The organism is Burkholderia sp. Ap-955 (assembly GCF_011753045.1).
In the GTDB taxonomy this organism is placed as follows: domain Bacteria; phylum Pseudomonadota; class Gammaproteobacteria; order Burkholderiales; family Burkholderiaceae; genus Burkholderia; species Burkholderia lata_D.
On record NZ_VWWH01000122.1, the window covers coordinates 1 to 16,603 of the forward strand.

The 16,603-nt window shown below is 63.5% G+C and carries 11 protein-coding genes and 3 pseudogenes; 7 read left to right on the forward strand and 7 right to left on the reverse strand.

Going from position 1 to position 16,603, the window contains the following annotated elements; genetic code table 11:
* Positions 1-285 (reverse strand): AraC family ligand binding domain-containing protein (locus F3J15_RS37950; protein ID WP_345891971.1); only part of this gene is annotated, 285 nt, incomplete at its 3' end.
* Positions 286-455: 170 nt separating this feature from the next.
* Here F3J15_RS37950 and F3J15_RS34010 point away from each other — a divergent pair.
* Both F3J15_RS34010 and F3J15_RS34015 read left to right on the forward strand, forming a co-directional pair.
* Positions 456-1,289 (forward strand): molybdenum cofactor biosynthesis F family protein, encoded by an 834-nt coding sequence (locus tag F3J15_RS34010; protein ID WP_166896742.1) that lies wholly within the window; start codon positions 456-458, stop codon positions 1,287-1,289.
* A complete protein-coding gene (locus F3J15_RS34015) occupies positions 1,286-2,095 on the forward strand; it encodes an SDR family oxidoreductase (protein WP_166896727.1) in 810 nt (269 codons plus the stop codon). The genes F3J15_RS34010 and F3J15_RS34015 overlap by 4 nt, the downstream gene beginning before the upstream one ends.
* Positions 2,096-2,198: 103 nt before the next feature.
* Here F3J15_RS34015 and F3J15_RS34020 read toward each other — a convergent pair whose 3' ends face one another.
* From F3J15_RS34020 to F3J15_RS37955, 3 genes and pseudogenes are all read right to left on the reverse strand, one after another.
* On the reverse strand, positions 2,199-2,681 hold the full coding sequence (locus tag F3J15_RS34020; protein WP_166896730.1) for a cupin domain-containing protein: 483 nt from the start codon (positions 2,679-2,681) through the stop codon (positions 2,199-2,201).
* Positions 2,682-3,037: 356 nt separating this feature from the next.
* Positions 3,038-3,730 carry a dihydrodipicolinate reductase gene (locus F3J15_RS34025; RefSeq protein WP_166896732.1) on the reverse strand — a complete coding sequence of 231 codons (693 nt, stop codon included), beginning with the start codon at positions 3,728-3,730 and terminating at the stop codon, positions 3,038-3,040.
* Between the two features lie 212 nt (positions 3,731-3,942).
* Positions 3,943-4,173 (reverse strand): annotated as a pseudogene (locus tag F3J15_RS37955) (hypothetical protein); the annotation flags it as partial.
* A 551-nt stretch (positions 4,174-4,724) separates the two neighbouring features.
* On the opposite strand from F3J15_RS37955, the gene F3J15_RS34035 reads away from it, so the two are divergent.
* A complete protein-coding gene (locus F3J15_RS34035; RefSeq protein ID WP_166896736.1) occupies positions 4,725-6,326 on the forward strand; it encodes a tetratricopeptide repeat protein in 1,602 nt (533 codons plus the stop codon).
* An 18-nt stretch (positions 6,327-6,344) separates the two neighbouring features.
* Positions 6,345-6,476 (forward strand): annotated as a pseudogene (locus F3J15_RS38260) (ESPR domain-containing protein); the annotation flags it as partial.
* Positions 6,477-6,913: 437 nt separating this feature from the next.
* Here the strand turns inward: F3J15_RS38260 and F3J15_RS38265 are convergent.
* The 3 genes from F3J15_RS38265 to F3J15_RS38275 all read right to left on the reverse strand — a co-directional run bounded on the left by F3J15_RS38265 (position 6,914) and on the right by F3J15_RS38275 (position 14,638).
* Positions 6,914-7,339, reverse strand: a complete 426-nt coding sequence (locus tag F3J15_RS38265; RefSeq protein WP_240160165.1) for a hypothetical protein — start codon at positions 7,337-7,339, stop codon at positions 6,914-6,916.
* 141 nt (positions 7,340-7,480) lie between these two features.
* On the reverse strand, positions 7,481-11,221 hold the full coding sequence (locus F3J15_RS38270) for a hypothetical protein (RefSeq protein ID WP_240160164.1): 3,741 nt from the start codon (positions 11,219-11,221) through the stop codon (positions 7,481-7,483).
* 18 nt (positions 11,222-11,239) lie between these two features.
* On the reverse strand, positions 11,240-14,638 hold the full coding sequence (locus F3J15_RS38275) for a hypothetical protein (RefSeq protein WP_240159384.1): 3,399 nt from the start codon (positions 14,636-14,638) through the stop codon (positions 11,240-11,242).
* Between F3J15_RS38275 and F3J15_RS38280 the strand changes: the two genes are divergently transcribed.
* From F3J15_RS38280 to F3J15_RS37960, 3 genes and pseudogenes are all read left to right on the forward strand, one after another.
* Positions 14,619-15,716, forward strand: coding sequence for a YadA C-terminal domain-containing protein (locus tag F3J15_RS38280; protein WP_240159383.1), 1,098 nt, complete (start codon positions 14,619-14,621; stop codon positions 15,714-15,716). The genes F3J15_RS38275 and F3J15_RS38280 overlap by 20 nt on opposite strands.
* A 279-nt stretch (positions 15,717-15,995) precedes the next feature.
* Positions 15,996-16,358: pseudogene (locus F3J15_RS34045) on the forward strand (sterol desaturase family protein); the annotation flags it as partial.
* Between the two features lie 106 nt (positions 16,359-16,464).
* Positions 16,465-16,603: KR domain-containing protein (locus F3J15_RS37960; protein ID WP_166896740.1), on the forward strand; the 139-nt coding region annotated here is incomplete at its 3' end.

A 16,603-nucleotide genomic window follows, 5' to 3' on the forward strand; every position in this document is an offset into this window, starting at 1 on the left:
TTCGGCGAGGATCGAATTCCGCGCAATGCCAGCTATGGCGACGGGAGTCCATTCGATCTCGCCGACCTCGAGCAGATCCGCACCGCGTTCCGCGAATGCGCGATCACGTTTCCCTGGCAACGAGGCGTCGACCTGCCCGCGACCGCTCCACGACCGGTGCGCGCCGCTGACGATCACACCGACCCCGAATTCGTCGTGCGCGTGGCGCGGAAATGCACGGTCGGATTCGAGGCTGATTGCCTCGATGCCTTCGTCGGTCCGTCGGTAATGGGTGACGCGGTGCATGTGCGCTCCTCGCGCCGGTCGCGGCGCGGATGTCGTGCACTTTAGCGCGTTCCGGCGCCGCGCGCCCTTCATCCTTTTGGCCGATACCGCGCGATGCGCGCAGCCCCCACCATGTGCACATGAGCAGCGTACATGGCCCGCCGGGCCTGAAGCTGCGCGGGAGACGGCAGGTGGAACGACAGGATCCGGTATTCATTCAGGTTGGCGCGCTCGCGGACGGCTTCGCGCCGGAAGCGAACATCCTTGCATCCGTCGATGCGCTCGCCGGGCGGACACTTGCGCTCGGCGACACATCGGGTGCGTGGCGCATCTATACGTTCGAGCCCGGCGCACTGCAGTGGCGCGATGCGGCGACCGATACGGGCGGCCGCGAGCCGTGCCGCGTGACGCGGCTGCGCGACGGGCTGTACTTCGTCGACTACATCGATTCGGCCGCTCGCGCGACGTCGGTCAATCTCGTGATCGACCTCGACAACGGTGTCTGGACGTCGGTCATCGGCACGCTGCCGACCGAAGCCGACACGCGCATCGACGCATTCACGCGGGTTGCGCGCGGGCTGCCGCTGACGGGCGTCGAGGCCGAGTTCCGGCACGGCACGCTCGGCGGCCACACGCAGCCGGGGCCGTTGCACGGGCCCACGCGCGAGCTGATCGGCAAGCGGACGATGTATCGCTATAGCCCGACCGAATGCTACGAGCACATCTACCTGAACGAGAATTTCTACGCGTGGCAGTGCCTGCAGGGTGTCGAAGGCGGGCTGGCCGATGTCGACCGCTGCCATTACTTCAGGATTGCAGACGAGCTGTATCTGTTCGTGTGGCGCGAAAAGATGGTGCCCACGCTCGGCGTCGTGCTGATCGACCTCGCGCAGCGCAAGACCGACGGCAAGATCTTCGGCTACCAGGGCGGCGATTTCGGCACGCTGTCGAACTTCCCGATCGGCGCGCACGCGCAGGTGCTGAACGAAACCGTGCATCCGCTCGGCGGCGAGGCGCAACGATGAATGCCGTGCCGGGCAGCGGCCGCCTGCGGGCGGATTTCAGCGGGCGCGTCGTGCTCGTCACGGGCGCCGCGCAGGGAATCGGCGCGGCAATCGCACGCCGATTCGCGGAATCCGACGCGTTCGTCGCGCTTGCCGACCTGAACGGCGAGGCCGCCGCCGCGCAGGCCGATGCGCTCGCGAGCACGGGCGGCGAGGCGCGCGCCTATCGGGTGGATGCCGCCAGCCGCGACGAACTGCGCGCACTGGTCGAGGCGGTCGAGCGCGACGGTGGCCGGCTCGACGTCGTCGTCCACAATGCCGCGTATTTTCCGCTGACGCCGTTCACGCAGATCGACGAGCCGACACTCGACCGGACGCTGTCGGTCAACCTGTCGGCGCTGTTCTGGCTCGCGCAGGCCGCGTTGCCGGCATTCGAGCGCGCGGGGGCGGGGCGTCTGCTCGTCACGTCGTCGGTGACGGGGCCGCGTGTCGTGTATCCCGGGCTCGCGCATTATGCGGCGTCGAAGGCCGGCGTGAACGGCTTCATTCGCGCCGCGGCGCTGGAGCTTGCGCGCCGCAACGTGACGGTCAACGGCGTGGAGCCGGGCATGATCCGCACGCCGGCGGCCGGCAATCTCGGCGACGCGTCGGTCGCGGCGCAGATCGCGCGCGACATTCCGCTCGCGCGGATGGGCGAGCCGGAAGATATCGCGAACGCGATGCTGTTTCTCGCATCGGCGGATGCCGCGTACATCACGGGGCAGACGATCGTCGTCGACGGCGGTGCGACGTTGCCCGAGAGCGGGGCGGTGCTTGGGGGCGAGTAACGGTCGAGCGGGTAATGACCGGCGGAACAGGGCGGTTCCGGCGGCCCGCTGCGCGTTTGCGCAGCGGGCTCGGCGGGTTCCGCCCGGGGCCTCCGCGCAGGCGTCAGTCCGGCGTCCCGTCATGGTCCCCGAGCGGTCTGTCGGGCCAGTCCACCCAGCGGTCCGCGCGGGTCAGTTCATACGCCTGGTTCATCGGGTAGCGGATGCGGTTGTCGTCGCGCGGACGTTCACCGATCACCATCAGCCTGACTTCGTCCTTCGTGTTGTTGATGAAGGTGTGGCAGATGCCGGTGCCTGCCGGAAACGCGACGGAATCGCCTTCGGTAACGGGGTGAAGCACGCCGTCGATCCAGACGTCGGGCTTGCCCTCGAGCACGTATACAAATTCCTGCTCGGTGCTTTCGGCATGCGGATAGGACGTCCGTCGGCCCGGCAGAAGCCTTACGTGATGAATGCCGATACGCGTGATGCCGAGTTCGGCGGAAAGCGGTGCGTCCAGCGCCATCGGCTCGGTATCGCCGCGATAGCAATGCGCTTCCGGTTCTTCGAGTTCGGTCCAGTGCTTGATGAAATCGGGGCGGGTCATCGGTTGCGCTCCTGTCGGACGGAGGTCGAGGGTAGCGGTTCAGGCGCCGACGTTGGTGGTGACTCGCGCCCCCGTCTCGGTGAATGAACCCCGGCCGATAACTTACCAGCGAATGCGGCAGGGCGATTGCTCGTCGAATTTCACGAGCGGCCGTGGCGGCGAAGCCGGCTGGCGCGATCTCGACCGCCGGCCATGCGGGACGTCAGGCGCCGGTCGCGAGATTCATGGCGGCCCGGATGTCGCGGATCGGGCGATCGACGACATCGTCGGAAATCAGCGCCGAACCACTTCCGGCGTTGCGCAAATGAATGTCTCCGACGCCATGCGCGCGTGCCGCCCGCCGTGTATCGCCGCGATTACAGCCAGCCGTTGCGGATGAACTCGACGATCGAATAGCGGCGGTGCCCGAGATCGTGCTGCCGGACGGCGTCGACGATGCGCGACACGCCGTCTGCGTAAGGCGTCGCACCCACCACGCGCGATTCGAACTGCAGGCTGCACGCGCCGTCGTCGATGCGTATCCGGTGTATCGCGTGGCGGCCGAGCTGATCCTCGGCGACCGCGAATTCGCTGCGCTGCACGTCCGGGTCGCGCACGGAGCGGATGTCTTCCGGCCGCACGCCGAGCGACTGGCCGATCCCGACGGCCGTGCCGGGGACGGACGTCTTGCCGGCCTGGTGCGACTCCGTCAGGCTGATCCGGCAGTCGTGAAACAGGTGGCCGCTGGTTTCCAGCATGCTCATGAACTTGAGCATCAGGATGTTCGTGTTCGGGCACAGCACGACCGGGAAAGCGTGCGAGCCGGTTTCGAGCTCGGAGCCGGTCGACAGTTCGACGAGTGGCGATCCGGTGGCCTCGCAGAACGCGATCACGGCGGGAAGTTCGCGGCCGGAACCGGCATGCACGACGATCGTTCGGGCGTCGCTGCGCTGCGCATCGTCGCGCGCGCTGTCCGACCAGGGGATCACGCGGCAGGTTGCGGGGTCGAGCCGGTGCGCGTCGAGCAGTTCGCTGGCCAGCTTGCCGGTTCCTACGACGAGTACTTGCATGAAGTTGACGGATTGAAGTTCAGGATTCGGGACGGGAAGTGATGCGGGCCGTCAGGGGGCCGGCACGGGCGTGGCGCCGGACCGGCCTCGCGCATTATGCCCGGACGCTCGTCTGCGTGCCCGTCGGGCCTCGCAGGCGGCGGCCCGGTGCGTCAGCTCGCCGACGCCGTCGGCCGCCACGCATTTGCCGCCTTCTGCGTCGCGAGTTGTTTTGCCGTGTGGCTGGTCGTGTTGCCGATCGAGCCCGTAATCGTGCCGCTCGACGAATACTCGCCGGGGCCGTTGCGCGTCACGCTGCCAGACGTCGTTGCGCTGTGGCCGTCGGAGCCTGTCAGCGAACCCGTGTGCGAGCAGGTGCCGCCCGCGCAGCTCGTGTCGCCGCTGTGCTGGACCGAGCGGCCGTTCGGGCCGACCGCGGTGCCGCTGTTCGAGAACTGGCCGGGCGGATACATGCATGCAGACCGTTTCGACATCACGAAAAGGAAGCTTGCAAATGGCGACGGGGCCATGCATGCCCGAAAAGAACGCCTGCCCCAAGCGGTCGTGTGCCCGGCCACGGGTTGCACGATTGAAACAATTCTCGATAAATCACGGCAATGAGAGGCGTGGGAATCGAGCGTTTGCCATCGACGCAAATCCGCATCGTTCGTACGTTTCCTTGCCGCACGCCGGACTTGGCGAATCGGCATGGCCTCCTTGCGTTTCAGAACTGAAACAACGCTGGGGTCCGAACGTTGCATCACATCGCGCATTGACCGCACAGCCCCTTGATCATTGAGCTGCCGAGTGCTGGTCTGCTCCTTGCTCACGTGTTTCGCACACATCCAAGCCGCACGGCCGTATCGCCAGTGCAGGCGACGAACAGACAACATGAAAATCGGGGAAATCATGTCCAAGTACGCTTCGGGCGCCCTATGGCTGCCTACACGTATCACCGTTCCGTCTATGTCGATTGAGCAGCGCCCACGCGTGCGATGAGCGCTCGATAAACGACATGTTCGGGGTGAGCATGAAAAACAGAAAAGTCTTGTATTCGCCACCTGCACGGCCGGCATGCATCGCCGATGGTTTGCCGCTTCCAGCAGGTGCGACAGGGGACGTCGAACCCGGCTTGCGGGTGGCCGTCGGCGCGCTTTCGCAGCGGGCGTTGCAACTTCTGAATGTCGGGCACTTCGAGCAAAGTGCCGCGTGTGCGAGACAGGCCATCTCCATCGATCAGGGCAGCGGCTTCCTGCGTCTGCTCCTGGGCGTGGCATTGACCCAAGGTGGTCGAACACACGAGGCGCTTGAGGTGTTCACTCGGGCTGCCGCGCTCGCACCGCATGATCCGCAGATTCGCTACAACCTGGCCGTTGCCTTGCACGAATCCGGGCAGCAAGAACGCGCGATGGTTGAGTATCGCGCCTGCCTGGAAAGAGATCCGGATTGTGCCAATGCGTTATGGAATTACGGCGAGCTTCTCCGGCTCCGGGAGCATTTCGACAAGGCGCTCGAATGCTTTGACCGGCTGGCTCACCTCGAGGGCAGATTGCGCGACAAGGCGGCACACCGAATGGCCGTGTGCTGCGCTTATCTGGGACTGGATGAGCGTGCCCGGGCCCTGTTCGAGACGCAAATTGCCGCAGACGACGATCCGGTCACGCATTGGGAATACGCGCATTTTCTGCTTGGCAGGGGACGGTTCAGGGACGCCTGGCCACATTATGCGAAGCGTTTCGATGCGGGCAAAGAAATCAGCCTCAAGGGCATGAGCTTTCCGTATTCCACATGGAGTGGCCAGTTCGAATCGGGCTCGACATTGATTGTTTCCGGCGAACAGGGAGCCGGTGACGAGATTCTGTTTGCCGCGTTTTTGCCGCTGCTGCTGAAGCGGGCACGGTCGGCCAACATGCGCGTGGTGGTGGTGTGCCGGCCCGCGCTGGTGCGGCTGTTCCGCGAGAGTTTCCCGTCGGCATCGGTACTGGGGGGAATGGTCACGCAAGAGCCGGATCTTCGCACATTCGATAAAGAGTCCTCACGAATCTGGCGAATCCCGATCGGCGATTTACCTTTGTGGCTGGACAAACCTGAGCCGATCGCTTATCTGAAGCCCGCGCCGGAGGATCAGCGCACGGCGCGGCAGTTGGTCGCGCAGTCTCGCTCGGGCGATGGCTGCCGGCATATCGGCATCGTGTGGTCGGCCAATCCCGTCTCGACCGCGTCGAACCGGCTTGCGCGCAGTGTGCCGTCGGAGCTGCTGAACGCATATCTGAAAAACATTGGCGGTGTGCACTTCTATTCTCTGATGCCCACTGAGCATCGCGCGGTTCTCGCCGGTGTGCCCGATTTGCCTGTTACCGATCTTTCTCATTTTTTGACCGACTTCAGCCGGACTGCAGCGGCAATGCAGTGCCTGGATGAAATCGTGTCGGTGTGTACGTCGAGCGCCAACCTTGCGGGTGCGCTTGGACTGAAGACGCATGTGCTTTTGCAAAAGCATGCCGATTGGCGGTGGTTTGGCGATACCGCCTGGTATCCCGATGTCGTGACATACAGGCAAGAAGCGCGCGCGGACTGGGGAACCTGTCTGCAAGCGCTCTCCGCGAACTGGCGCTGATGAAAACTGGGGGCGAACATGAACAAGATCTACAAGTGCATTTTCAGCAAACGACTGAATCAGATGGTTGTCGTCGCGGAGAGCGCGACGGGACAGGGGAAGTCAGGCGGGCGAACCCGGGCGGCGCGGCGCGTGCGTGCGGTGGCGGCTGCGGCGTTGGTGGCTGGTGCGTGCATGTCATTGTCGCAGGTGGGGTGGGCGGACGGCACCTGCCAAAACGGCGGCACCGGCAATAGCAACATTTGTGGAAGTGGTGTGACCAACAACGCTGGGGCAGGCGGGAGCTACAGCACGTTCTACGGATATCGCAGCGGACAAGGCAGTAGCGGAGTCAGCGCCGGTTACAACACGGCAGTCGGGGCCAATTCGGGGAACGGTCTCACGGGGGACTACAACACGACCATTGGAGAGGCCGCCGGGCAGAACTTAACCGGAAACGGAAACGTGGCGTTGGGGGTGAATGCAGGTGCTGGAGTCAGTGCGTCCAACACCGTCGCGATCGGCTACGGTGCGACCGGCGCTGGGCAAAACTCGGTGGCAATCGGCGGCAGTGTGACGGCCACTGGGTCAAACAGCGTTGCTTTGGGTTACGGTAGCACCGACGGGGGGCAGAGTAACGTGGTGAGCGTGGGCGCTGGCAGCGGTACGCTGGCAACGCGCAAGATCATCAATGTTACGGCCGGGACCGTGACATCGACGTCAACGGATGCGGTTAACGGCTCGCAACTTTTCAGCTTGTCGACGTCGGCTTCGACCGGCATCAGCACGGCGCAAAGCGGGGTGAACTCGCTGTCGACGGGGTTGAGCACCACCAACAGCAACGTGACGAGCCTGTCGACCTCGAGCTCGACGGGGATCAGCACGGCGCAGAGCGGAGTGAACTCGCTGTCGACGGGGCTGAGCACCACCAACAGCAACGTGACGAGCCTGTCGACTTCGACCTCGACGGGGATCAGTACGGCCCAGAGCGGCGTGAACTCGCTGTCGACGGGGCTGAGCACCACCAACAGCAACGTGACGAGCCTGTCGACTTCGACCTCGACGGGGATCAGTACGGCTCAGAGCGGGGTGAACTCGCTGTCGACGGGGCTGAGCACCACCAACAGCAACGTGACGAGCCTGTCGACTTCGACCTCGACGGGGATCAGTACGGCTCAGAGCGGCGTGAACTCGCTGTCGACGGGCTTGAGTACGACGAACAGCAACGTAACGAGTTTGTCGACTTCGAGCTCGACGGGGATCAGCACGGCGCAGAGCGGAGTGAACTCGCTGTCGACGGGTTTGAGTACGACGAACAGCAACGTGACGAGCCTGTCGACCTCGAGCTCGACGGGGATCAGCACGGCGCAGAGCGGAGTGAACTCGCTGTCGACGGGTTTGAGTACGGCAAATAGCAAAGTGACGAGTTTGTCGACTTCGAGCTCGACGGGGATCAGCACGGCACAAAGCGGTGTGGGCTCGCTGTCGACCGGCCTGAGCTCGACAAACAGCAGCGTGACGAGCCTGTCGACTTCGGCCGCGGCGGAGATCAGCACGGCACAAAGCGGTGTGGGCTCGCTGTCGACCGGCCTGAGCTCGACAAACAGCAACGTGACGAGCCTGTCGACTTCGAGTTCGACGGGGATCAGCACGGCACAAAGTGGCGTGGGCTCGCTGTCGACGGGATTGAGCACGACGAACAGCAGCGTGACGAGCCTGTCGACTTCTGCAGCGGCAGGGATAAGCACGGCGCAAAGCGGCGTGGGCTCACTGTCGACCGGCCTGAGCTCGACGAACAGCAGCGTGACGAGCCTGTCGACTTCGGCAGCGGCGGGGATCAGCACGGCACAAAGTGGCGTGGGCTCGCTGTCGACGGGATTGAGCACGACAAACAGCAACGTGACGAGCCTATCGACTTCTGCAGCGGCGGGGATCAGCACGGCGCAAAGCGGTGTGAGCTCGCTGTCGACGGGCCTGAGCTCGACGAACAGCAGCGTGACGAGCCTGTCGACTTCGGCCGCGGCGGGGATCAGCACGGCGCAAAGCGGCGTGGGCTCACTGTCAACCGGCCTGAGCTCGCTGTCGACGGGCCTGAGCTCGACGAACAGCAGCGTGACGAGCCTGTCGACTTCGGCAGCGGCAGGAATCAGCACGGCACAAAGCGGTGTGGGCTCACTGTCGACCGGCTTGAACGCGACAAACAGCAGCGTGACGAGCCTGTCCACTTCGGCAGCGGCAGGGATCAGCACGGCACAAAGCGGTGTGGGCTCGCTGTCGACCGGCCTGAGCTCGACGAATAGCAACGTGACAAGCCTGTCGACCTCGACCGCGGCAGGGATTAGCACGGCACAAAGCGGTGTGAGTTCGCTATCGACGGGCCTGAACGCGACGAACAGCAGCGTGACGAGCCTGTCGACTTCTGCAGCGGCGGGGATCAGCGCGGCACAAAGCGGCGTGGGCTCGCTGTCGACCGGCCTGAGCTCGACGAACAGCAGCGTGACGAGCCTGTCGACCTCGACCGCGGCAGGGATTAGCACGGCACAAAGCGGTGTGAGTTCGCTATCGACGGGCCTGAACGCGACGAACAGCAGCGTGACAAGCCTGTCGACTTCGGCAGTGGTGGGGATCAGCACGGCACAGAGCGGTGTGGGCTCGCTGTCGACTGGCTTGAGCACGACCAACAGCACGCTTGGTGCGCTGTCGACACAGGAATCGACCGACGTGAGCTCGTTGTCGACCAGCCTGAATACGACCAACAGCAATGTCAGCTCGTTGTCGACGGGCCTGAACACAACGAACAGCAACGTGACGAGCCTATCGACTTCGGCAGCGGCGGGGATCAGCACGGCACAAAGCGGTGTGAGCTCGCTGTCGACGGGCCTGAACGCGACGAACAGCAACGTGACGAGCCTGTCGACGTCGACCGCGGCAGGGATTAGCACGGCACAAAGCGGTGTGGGCTCGCTGTCGACGGGATTGAGCACGACGAACAGTACCGTCAGTGCATTGTCGACGCAGGAGTTGACCGATGTGGGTTCATTGTCGACCAGCTTGAATACGACGAACAGCAACGTGACGAGCCTGTCGACTTCGACTGCGGCAGGGATCAGCACGGCACAAAGCGGTGTGGGCTCACTGTCGACGGGCCTGAGCACGACCAACAGCACGCTCGGTGCGTTGTCGACGCAGGAATCGACCGACGTGGGCTCGTTGTCGACCAGCCTGACCACGACCAACAGCAGCGTGACGAGCCTGTCGACTTCGGCTGCGGTTGGGATCAGCACGGCACAAAGTGGTGTGGGCTCACTGTCGACGGGGCTGAGCACGACGAACAGTACCGTCAGTGCATTGTCGACGCAGGAGTTGACCGATGTGGGTTCATTGTCGACCAGCTTGAATACGACCAACAGCAGCGTGACGAGCCTTTCGACTTCGGCAGCGGCAGGGATCAGCACGGCACAAAGCGGTGTGGGCTCACTGTCGACGGGCCTGAGCACGACCAACAGCACGCTCGGTGCGTTGTCGACCCAGGAATTGACCGACGTAGGTTCATTGTCGACCAGCTTGAATACGACCAACAGCAGCGTGACGAGCCTGTCGACTTCGGCAGCGGCAGGGATCAGCACGGCACAAAGTGGTGTGGGCTCGCTGTCGACGGGATTGAGCACGACGAACAGCAACGTCGGTGCGCTGTCGACGCAGGAATTGACCGACGTGGGTTCGTTGTCGACCAGCCTGAACACGACCAACAGCAATGTCAGCTCGTTGTCGACCGGCCTGAACGCGACGAACAGCAACGTGACGAGCCTGTCGACTTCGACCGCGGCAGGGATCAGCACGGCACAAAGCGGTGTGGGATCGCTGTCGACGGGCTTGAGCACGACGAACAGCACCGTCGGTGCGCTGTCGACGCAGGAATCGACCGACGTGAGCTCGTTGTCGACCAGCCAGACCATGACCAACAGCAATGTCAGTTCGTTGTCGACCGGCCTGAATGCGACCAACAGCAGCGTGACGAGCCTGTCGACTTCGGCTGCGGCTGGGATCAGCACGGCACAAAGCGGTGTAGGCTCGCTGTCGACGGGTCTGAGCACGACGAATAGCACCGTCGGTGCGCTGTCGACGCAGGAATCGACCGACGTGGGTTCGTTGTCGACCAGCCTGAACACGACCAATAGCAGCGTGACAAGTCTGTCGACTTCGGCTGCGGTGGGGATCAGCACGGCACAAAGCGGTGTGGGTTCGCTGTCGACGGGCCTGAGCACGACGAATAGCACCATTGGTGCGTTGTCGACGCAGGAGTCGATCGACGTGAGTTCGTTGTCGACCAGCCAGACCATGACCAACAGCAATGTCAGTTCATTGTCGACCGGCCTGAATGCGACGAACAGCAACGTGACGAGCCTGTCGACTGGCCTGGACACGACGAACAGCAGCGTAACAAGCCTGTCGACCTCGACCGCAGCAGGGATCAGCACGGCACAAAGCGGTGTGGGTTCACTGTCGACGGGCTTGAGCACGACGAATAGCACCCTTGGTGTGCTGTCGACGCAGGAATTGACCGACGTGGGTTCATTGTCGACCAGCCTGAACACGACCAACAGCAGCGTAACAAGCCTGTCGACTTCGGCTGCGGTGGGGATCAGCACGGCACAAAGCGGTGTGGGCTCACTGTCGACGGGGCTGAGTACGACGAATAGCGCCCTTGGTGCGCTGTCGACGCAGGAATCGACCGACGTGGGTTCGTTGTCGACCAGCCTGAACACGACCAACAGCAATGTCAGTTCGTTGTCGACGGGCCTGAATGCGACGAACAGCAACGTGACGAGCCTTTCGACTTCGACCGCGGCAGGGATCAGCACGGCACAAAGCGGTGTGGGTTCACTGTCGACGGGCCTGAGCACGACCAACAGCACGCTTGGTGCGCTGTCGACTCAGGAATCGACCGACGTGGGCTCGTTGTCGACCAGCCTGACCACGACCAACAGCAATGTCAGCTCGCTGTCGACGGGCTTGAATACGACGAACAGCAGCGTGACGAGCCTGTCGACTTCGGCAGCGGCCGGTATCAGCACGGCACAAAGTGGTGTGGGCTCACTGTCGACGGGATTGAGCACGACGAATAGCACCATTGGTGCGTTGTCGACGCAGGAGTCGATCGACGTGAGTTCATTGTCGACCAGCCAGACCATGACCAACAGCAGCGTAACAAGCCTGTCGACCTCGACCGCAGCAGGGATCAGCACGGCACAAAGCGGTGTGGGTTCACTGTCGACGGGATTGAGCACGACGAACAGCGCCGTCGGCGCGCTGTCGACGCAGGAGTCGACCGACGTGGGATCGTTGTCGACCAGCTTGAATACGACGAACAGCAACGTGACGAGCCTGTCGACTTCGACCGCGGCAGGGATCAGCACGGCACAAAGCGGTGTGGGCTCACTGTCGACGGGCCTGAGCACGACCAACAGCACGCTTGGTGCGCTGTCGACACAGGAATCGACCGACGTGGGATCGCTGTCGACCAGCCTGACCACGACCAACAGCAATGTCAGCTCGTTGTCGACCGGCCTGAACGCGACGAACAGCAATGTGACGAGCCTGTCGACTTCGACCGCGGCAGGGATCAGCACGGCACAAAGCGGTGTGGGTTCGCTGTCGACGGGCCTGAGCACGACGAATAGCACCCTTGGTGCGCTGTCGACACAGGAATCGACCGACGTGAGCTCGCTGTCGACCAGCCTGAACACGACCAACAGCAGCGTAACAAGCCTGTCGACCTCGACCGCAGCAGGGATCAGCACGGCACAAAGCGGTGTGGGCTCGCTGTCGACGGGGCTGAGCACGACGAACAGCACGCTCGGTGCGTTGTCGACGCAGGAATCGACCGACGTGGGCTCGTTGTCGACCAGCCTGAACACGACGAACAGCAACGTGACGAGCCTGTCGACTTCTGCAGCGGCAGGGATCAGCACGGCACAAAGTGGTGTGGGCTCGTTGTCGACCAGCTTGAATACGACCAACAGCAATGTGACGAGCCTGTCGACTGGCCTGGACACGACCAACAGCAGCATGACGAGCCTTTCGACTTCGACCGCGGCCGGTATCAGCACGGCACAAAGCGGTGTGGGCTCACTGTCGACGGGCCTGAGCACGACGAATAGCACCCTTGGCGCGTTGTCGACACAGGAATCGACCGACGTGGGTTCGCTGTCGACCAGCCTGAATACGACCAACAGCAGTGTGACGAGCCTGTCGACCTCGACCGCGGCAGGGATTAGCACGGCACAAAGCGGTGTGGGCTCGCTGTCGACGGGTCTGAGCACGACGAATAGCACCGTCGGTGCGCTGTCGACACAGGAATCGACCGATGTGGGCTCGTTGTCGACCAGCCTGACCACGACCAACAGCAATGTCAGTTCGTTGTCGACGGGCTTGAATACGACGAACAGCAGCGTGACGAGCTTGTCGACTTCGACCGCGGCAGGGATTAGCACGGCACAAAGCGGTGTGGGCTCACTGTCGACGGGATTGAGCACGACGAACAGCACGCTCGGTGCGTTGTCGACACAGGAGTCAACCGACGTGGGTTCGTTGTCGACTAGCCTGAACGCGACGAACAGCAGCGTGACGAGCTTGTCGACCTCGACCGCGGCAGGGATCAGCACGGCACAAAGCGGTGTGGGCTCACTGTCGACGGGATTGAGCACGACGAACAGCACGCTCGGTGCGTTGTCGACACAGGAGTCAACCGACGTGGGCTCGTTGTCGACCAGCTTGAACACGACCAACAGCAATGTCAGCTCGCTGTCGACGGGATTGAACGCGACCAACAGCAGCGTGACGAGCCTGTCGACCTCGACCGCAGCAGGGATCAGCACGGCACAAAGCGGTGTGGGCTCGCTGTCGACGGGATTGAACGCGACAAATAGCAACGTAGCCAGCCTGTCGACTTCGACCGCGGCACGGATCAGCACGACACAAAGCGGCGTGGGCTCACTTTCGACGGGCTTGAACGCGACAAATAGCAACGTGACAAGCCTGTCGACTTCGGCAGCGGCAGGGATCAGCACGGCGCAAAGCGGCGTGGGCTCACTGTCGACGGGCCTGAACACGACGAACAGCAGCGTGACAAGCCTGTCGACTTCGGCAGCGGCAGGGATCAGCACGGCACAAAGCGGTGTGGGTTCACTGTCGACGGGCTTGAACGCGACGAACAGCAACGTGACGAGCCTGTCGACTTCGGCAGCGGCGGGGATCAGTACGGCACAAAGCGGCGTGACCTCACTGTCGACCGGCTTGAACGCGACAAACAGCAACGTGACGAGCCTGTCGACTTCGAACGCGGCAGGAATCAGCACGGCACAAAGCGGCGTGACCTCACTGTCGACGGGCTTGAACGCGACAAACAGTAACGTGGCGAGCCTGTCGACTTCGACCGCGGCGGGGATCAGCACGGCACAAAGCGGCGTGGGCTCACTGTCGACGGGCTTGAACGCGACAAACAGCAACGTGACGAGCCTGTCGACTTCGGCAGCGGCGGGGATTAGTACGGCACAAAGCGGTGTGGGCTCACTGTCGACCGGCTTGAACGCGACGAACAGCAGCGTGACAAGCCTGTCGACTTCGACCGCGGCGGGGATCAGCACGGCACAAAGCGGCGTGGGCTCACTGTCGACGGGCTTGAACGCGACAAACAGCAACGTGACGAGCCTGTCGACTTCGGCAGCGGCGGGGATCAGTACGGCACAAAGCGGTGTGGGCTCACTGTCGACCGGCTTGAACGCGACGAACAGCAGCGTGACAAGCCTGTCGACCTCGACCGCGGCAGGGATCAGCACGGCAAAAAGCGGTGTGAGCTCGCTGTCGACCGGCCTGAACGCGACCAACAGCAACGTGACAAGCCTGTCGACCTCGACTGCAGCGGGCATCAGCACAGCACAAAGCGGCGTGAACTCGCTGTCGACCGGCCTGAACACGACGAACAGCACCGTAGCCAGCCTGTCGACCTCGACTGCAGCAGGCATCAGCACGGCACAAAGCGGCGTGACCTCACTGTCGACCGGCCTGAACACCACGAACAGCACCCTTGGCGCGCTGTCGACCCGGGAATCGACCGACGTGGGTTCGTTGTCGACCAGCCTGAATACGACAAACAGCAGCGTCGGCTCGCTGTCGACGAGCCTGACCACGACGAACAGCAATGTCAGTTTGCTCTCTACGGGTTTGAACACGACCAACAGCACGGTCGGCTCGCTGTCGACGAGCTTGAACACGACGAACAGCAGAGTCGGTTCACTGTCGACGGGCCTGATCATGACCAACAGTAGCGTCACCAGCCTGTCGACATCGGCATCAACGGGAATCAGCGCGGCGGCGACCGGCGTGACTTCGCTATCCACGAGCCTGAACACGACAAACAGCAATCTGGCCTCGTTGTCGACGTCGTATTCCGGCTCGATTTCCTCCTGGCTCAACAGCCTGAGCACGGTCAATAACAACCTTTCGACGTTGAGCGTTTCCACATCGACCAGCGTGGTTCAGCTCTTCACAGGCGTTGCGTCTCTTTCGACCGGCCTGAGCACGACAAACGGCAAGGTGACGACGCTGAATACCGCGGTGACATCGCTGTCGACGGGGCTGGCCTCCCTGTCCACGCAGATAAACTCACCGGGGTTCGGCAAAGGGGGATCGCAAGGCACGAGTACGCCTGCTTCCACCGCGCTCTCGACATCGACCTCGACATCGACCTCGACAAGTACCAGCACCAGTACCGCGCAAAGCACCACACCGTCCGCGACGGCTTCTCTGTCCACCAGTTCGGGATCGCTCTCGACCGGTACGAAAGCATCCTCCGCCGCGCAACTTGTTCAGGGTATGACGGCCGCGTCGGCCACGGCAGGCGCCGCAGCCCAGGCCGTCGACAGCTCCGCCACGGCAGCCGGTACCAACGCGCTCGCTGCGGGAAGCAACTCGGTAGCGCTGGGTGCGGGAGCGGCAGCGACAGCGGCGAATTCGGTTGCGCTAGGCGCGAACTCGGTCGCGAGCGAGGCGAACACGGTGTCGGTAGGCTCGGTAGGCAACGAACGCAGGATCACGAACGTTGCGCCCGGGATGAATCCGATGGACGCGGTCAACATGTCGCAACTGGGAGCCGTGCAGTCGAACGTCAACCAGGTGGCAAGGATGGCCTATTCCGGCATTGCCGGTGCCGCCGCGCTGACGATGATTCCTGAAGTCGATCCCGGGAAGACGCTCTCGGTCGGCATAGGAACGGCCGGCTACCAGGGCTATCAGGCAATGGCAGTCGGTTTCACCGCCCGAATCACGAACAACCTGAAGGTCAAGGGAGGCGTGGCGATCAACGGAGCGGGCGGCAGTACGTACGGCGCTGGCGCATCCTACCAGTGGTAAGTCGCACATACGCGCTCGGGTGAACCATCATGTGAATCGGAATCCCGGTTCTCACGCACGCCGGCCGGAACGTCCGGGAAAACGGCTTGGGCCAGAACCTGTTCCATCTGGCCTGCTTGATGCGCGGCGTTGCCGTTCGTCGAGGAAGTGTTGCTGCTCAATCGTGGCGATCAGTCGTGCCTGTCCGACGACGTCGAGCCGGAAGGTACAGGCTTTCGACTGATTGCGCCGAGAGAGGCGACCGACTTGATCGACGTGGCGATCGAAATGGCAGGTCGGCTCGAATACGTGTTCAACGCGCCGACCGCGCACCGCGTGCACCACGCGTTGAACCTCGACTATCTCGATGCGAACGACGGTGGCGTGCTGGTCGAGTTCGACCGGCTGTTCGGCACCTATGTCACCGAGCGCGCCGACGAGCCGTGCCGTTTCGGCCTCGTCACGCCGACTCGCTCGCGCAATCCGTTCGTCGTCGAGCCCGAGCACTGGGCGAGCCTTGCCCGCGACGTCGCAACGTCCCGCGACGTGTGGACCGCGATCCGCTTCGTGCTGCCGCCGCCGGGCTGGTGCCCGGACAACCAGGGCGAAACGACGGAAGAACTGCGCCGTCGCAGCCTCGTCACCGTGCGCACGGATGCGTGAACGGCGCTACCCTGTGGCACATTGCCGCCCGCGCACGCATGCCGCGGCCGGCATGGCTCATGCAACACGCATCATCAAGCAACCCTCGATCCAGGAGAAAACATCGATGGAACACGATCTCAATGGCAAGGCAGTCGCGATCACCGGCGGATTCGGCCATCTGGGCGTCGCGACGGCCGCATGGCTCGGCGAGCGCGGCGCACGCGTCGCGCTGATCGGCCGCGGCGCGGCCCCGGCGGCGCAGG

Bases quoted from the DNA above. Each gene is read 5' to 3' on its own strand.
- F3J15_RS34035 (WP_166896736.1), top strand. From the start codon at position 4,725: ATGTTCGGGGTGAGCATGAAAAACAGAAAAGTCTTGTATTCGCCACCT.
- F3J15_RS38280 (WP_240159383.1), top strand. From the start codon at position 14,619: ATGACCAACAGTAGCGTCACCAGCCTGTCGACATCGGCATCAACGGGA.
- F3J15_RS34020 (WP_166896730.1), bottom strand. From the start codon at position 2,681: ATGACCCGCCCCGATTTCATCAAGCACTGGACCGAACTCGAAGAACCG.
- F3J15_RS34025 (WP_166896732.1), bottom strand. From the start codon at position 3,730: ATGCAAGTACTCGTCGTAGGAACCGGCAAGCTGGCCAGCGAACTGCTC.
- F3J15_RS34015 (WP_166896727.1), top strand. From the start codon at position 1,286: ATGAATGCCGTGCCGGGCAGCGGCCGCCTGCGGGCGGATTTCAGCGGG.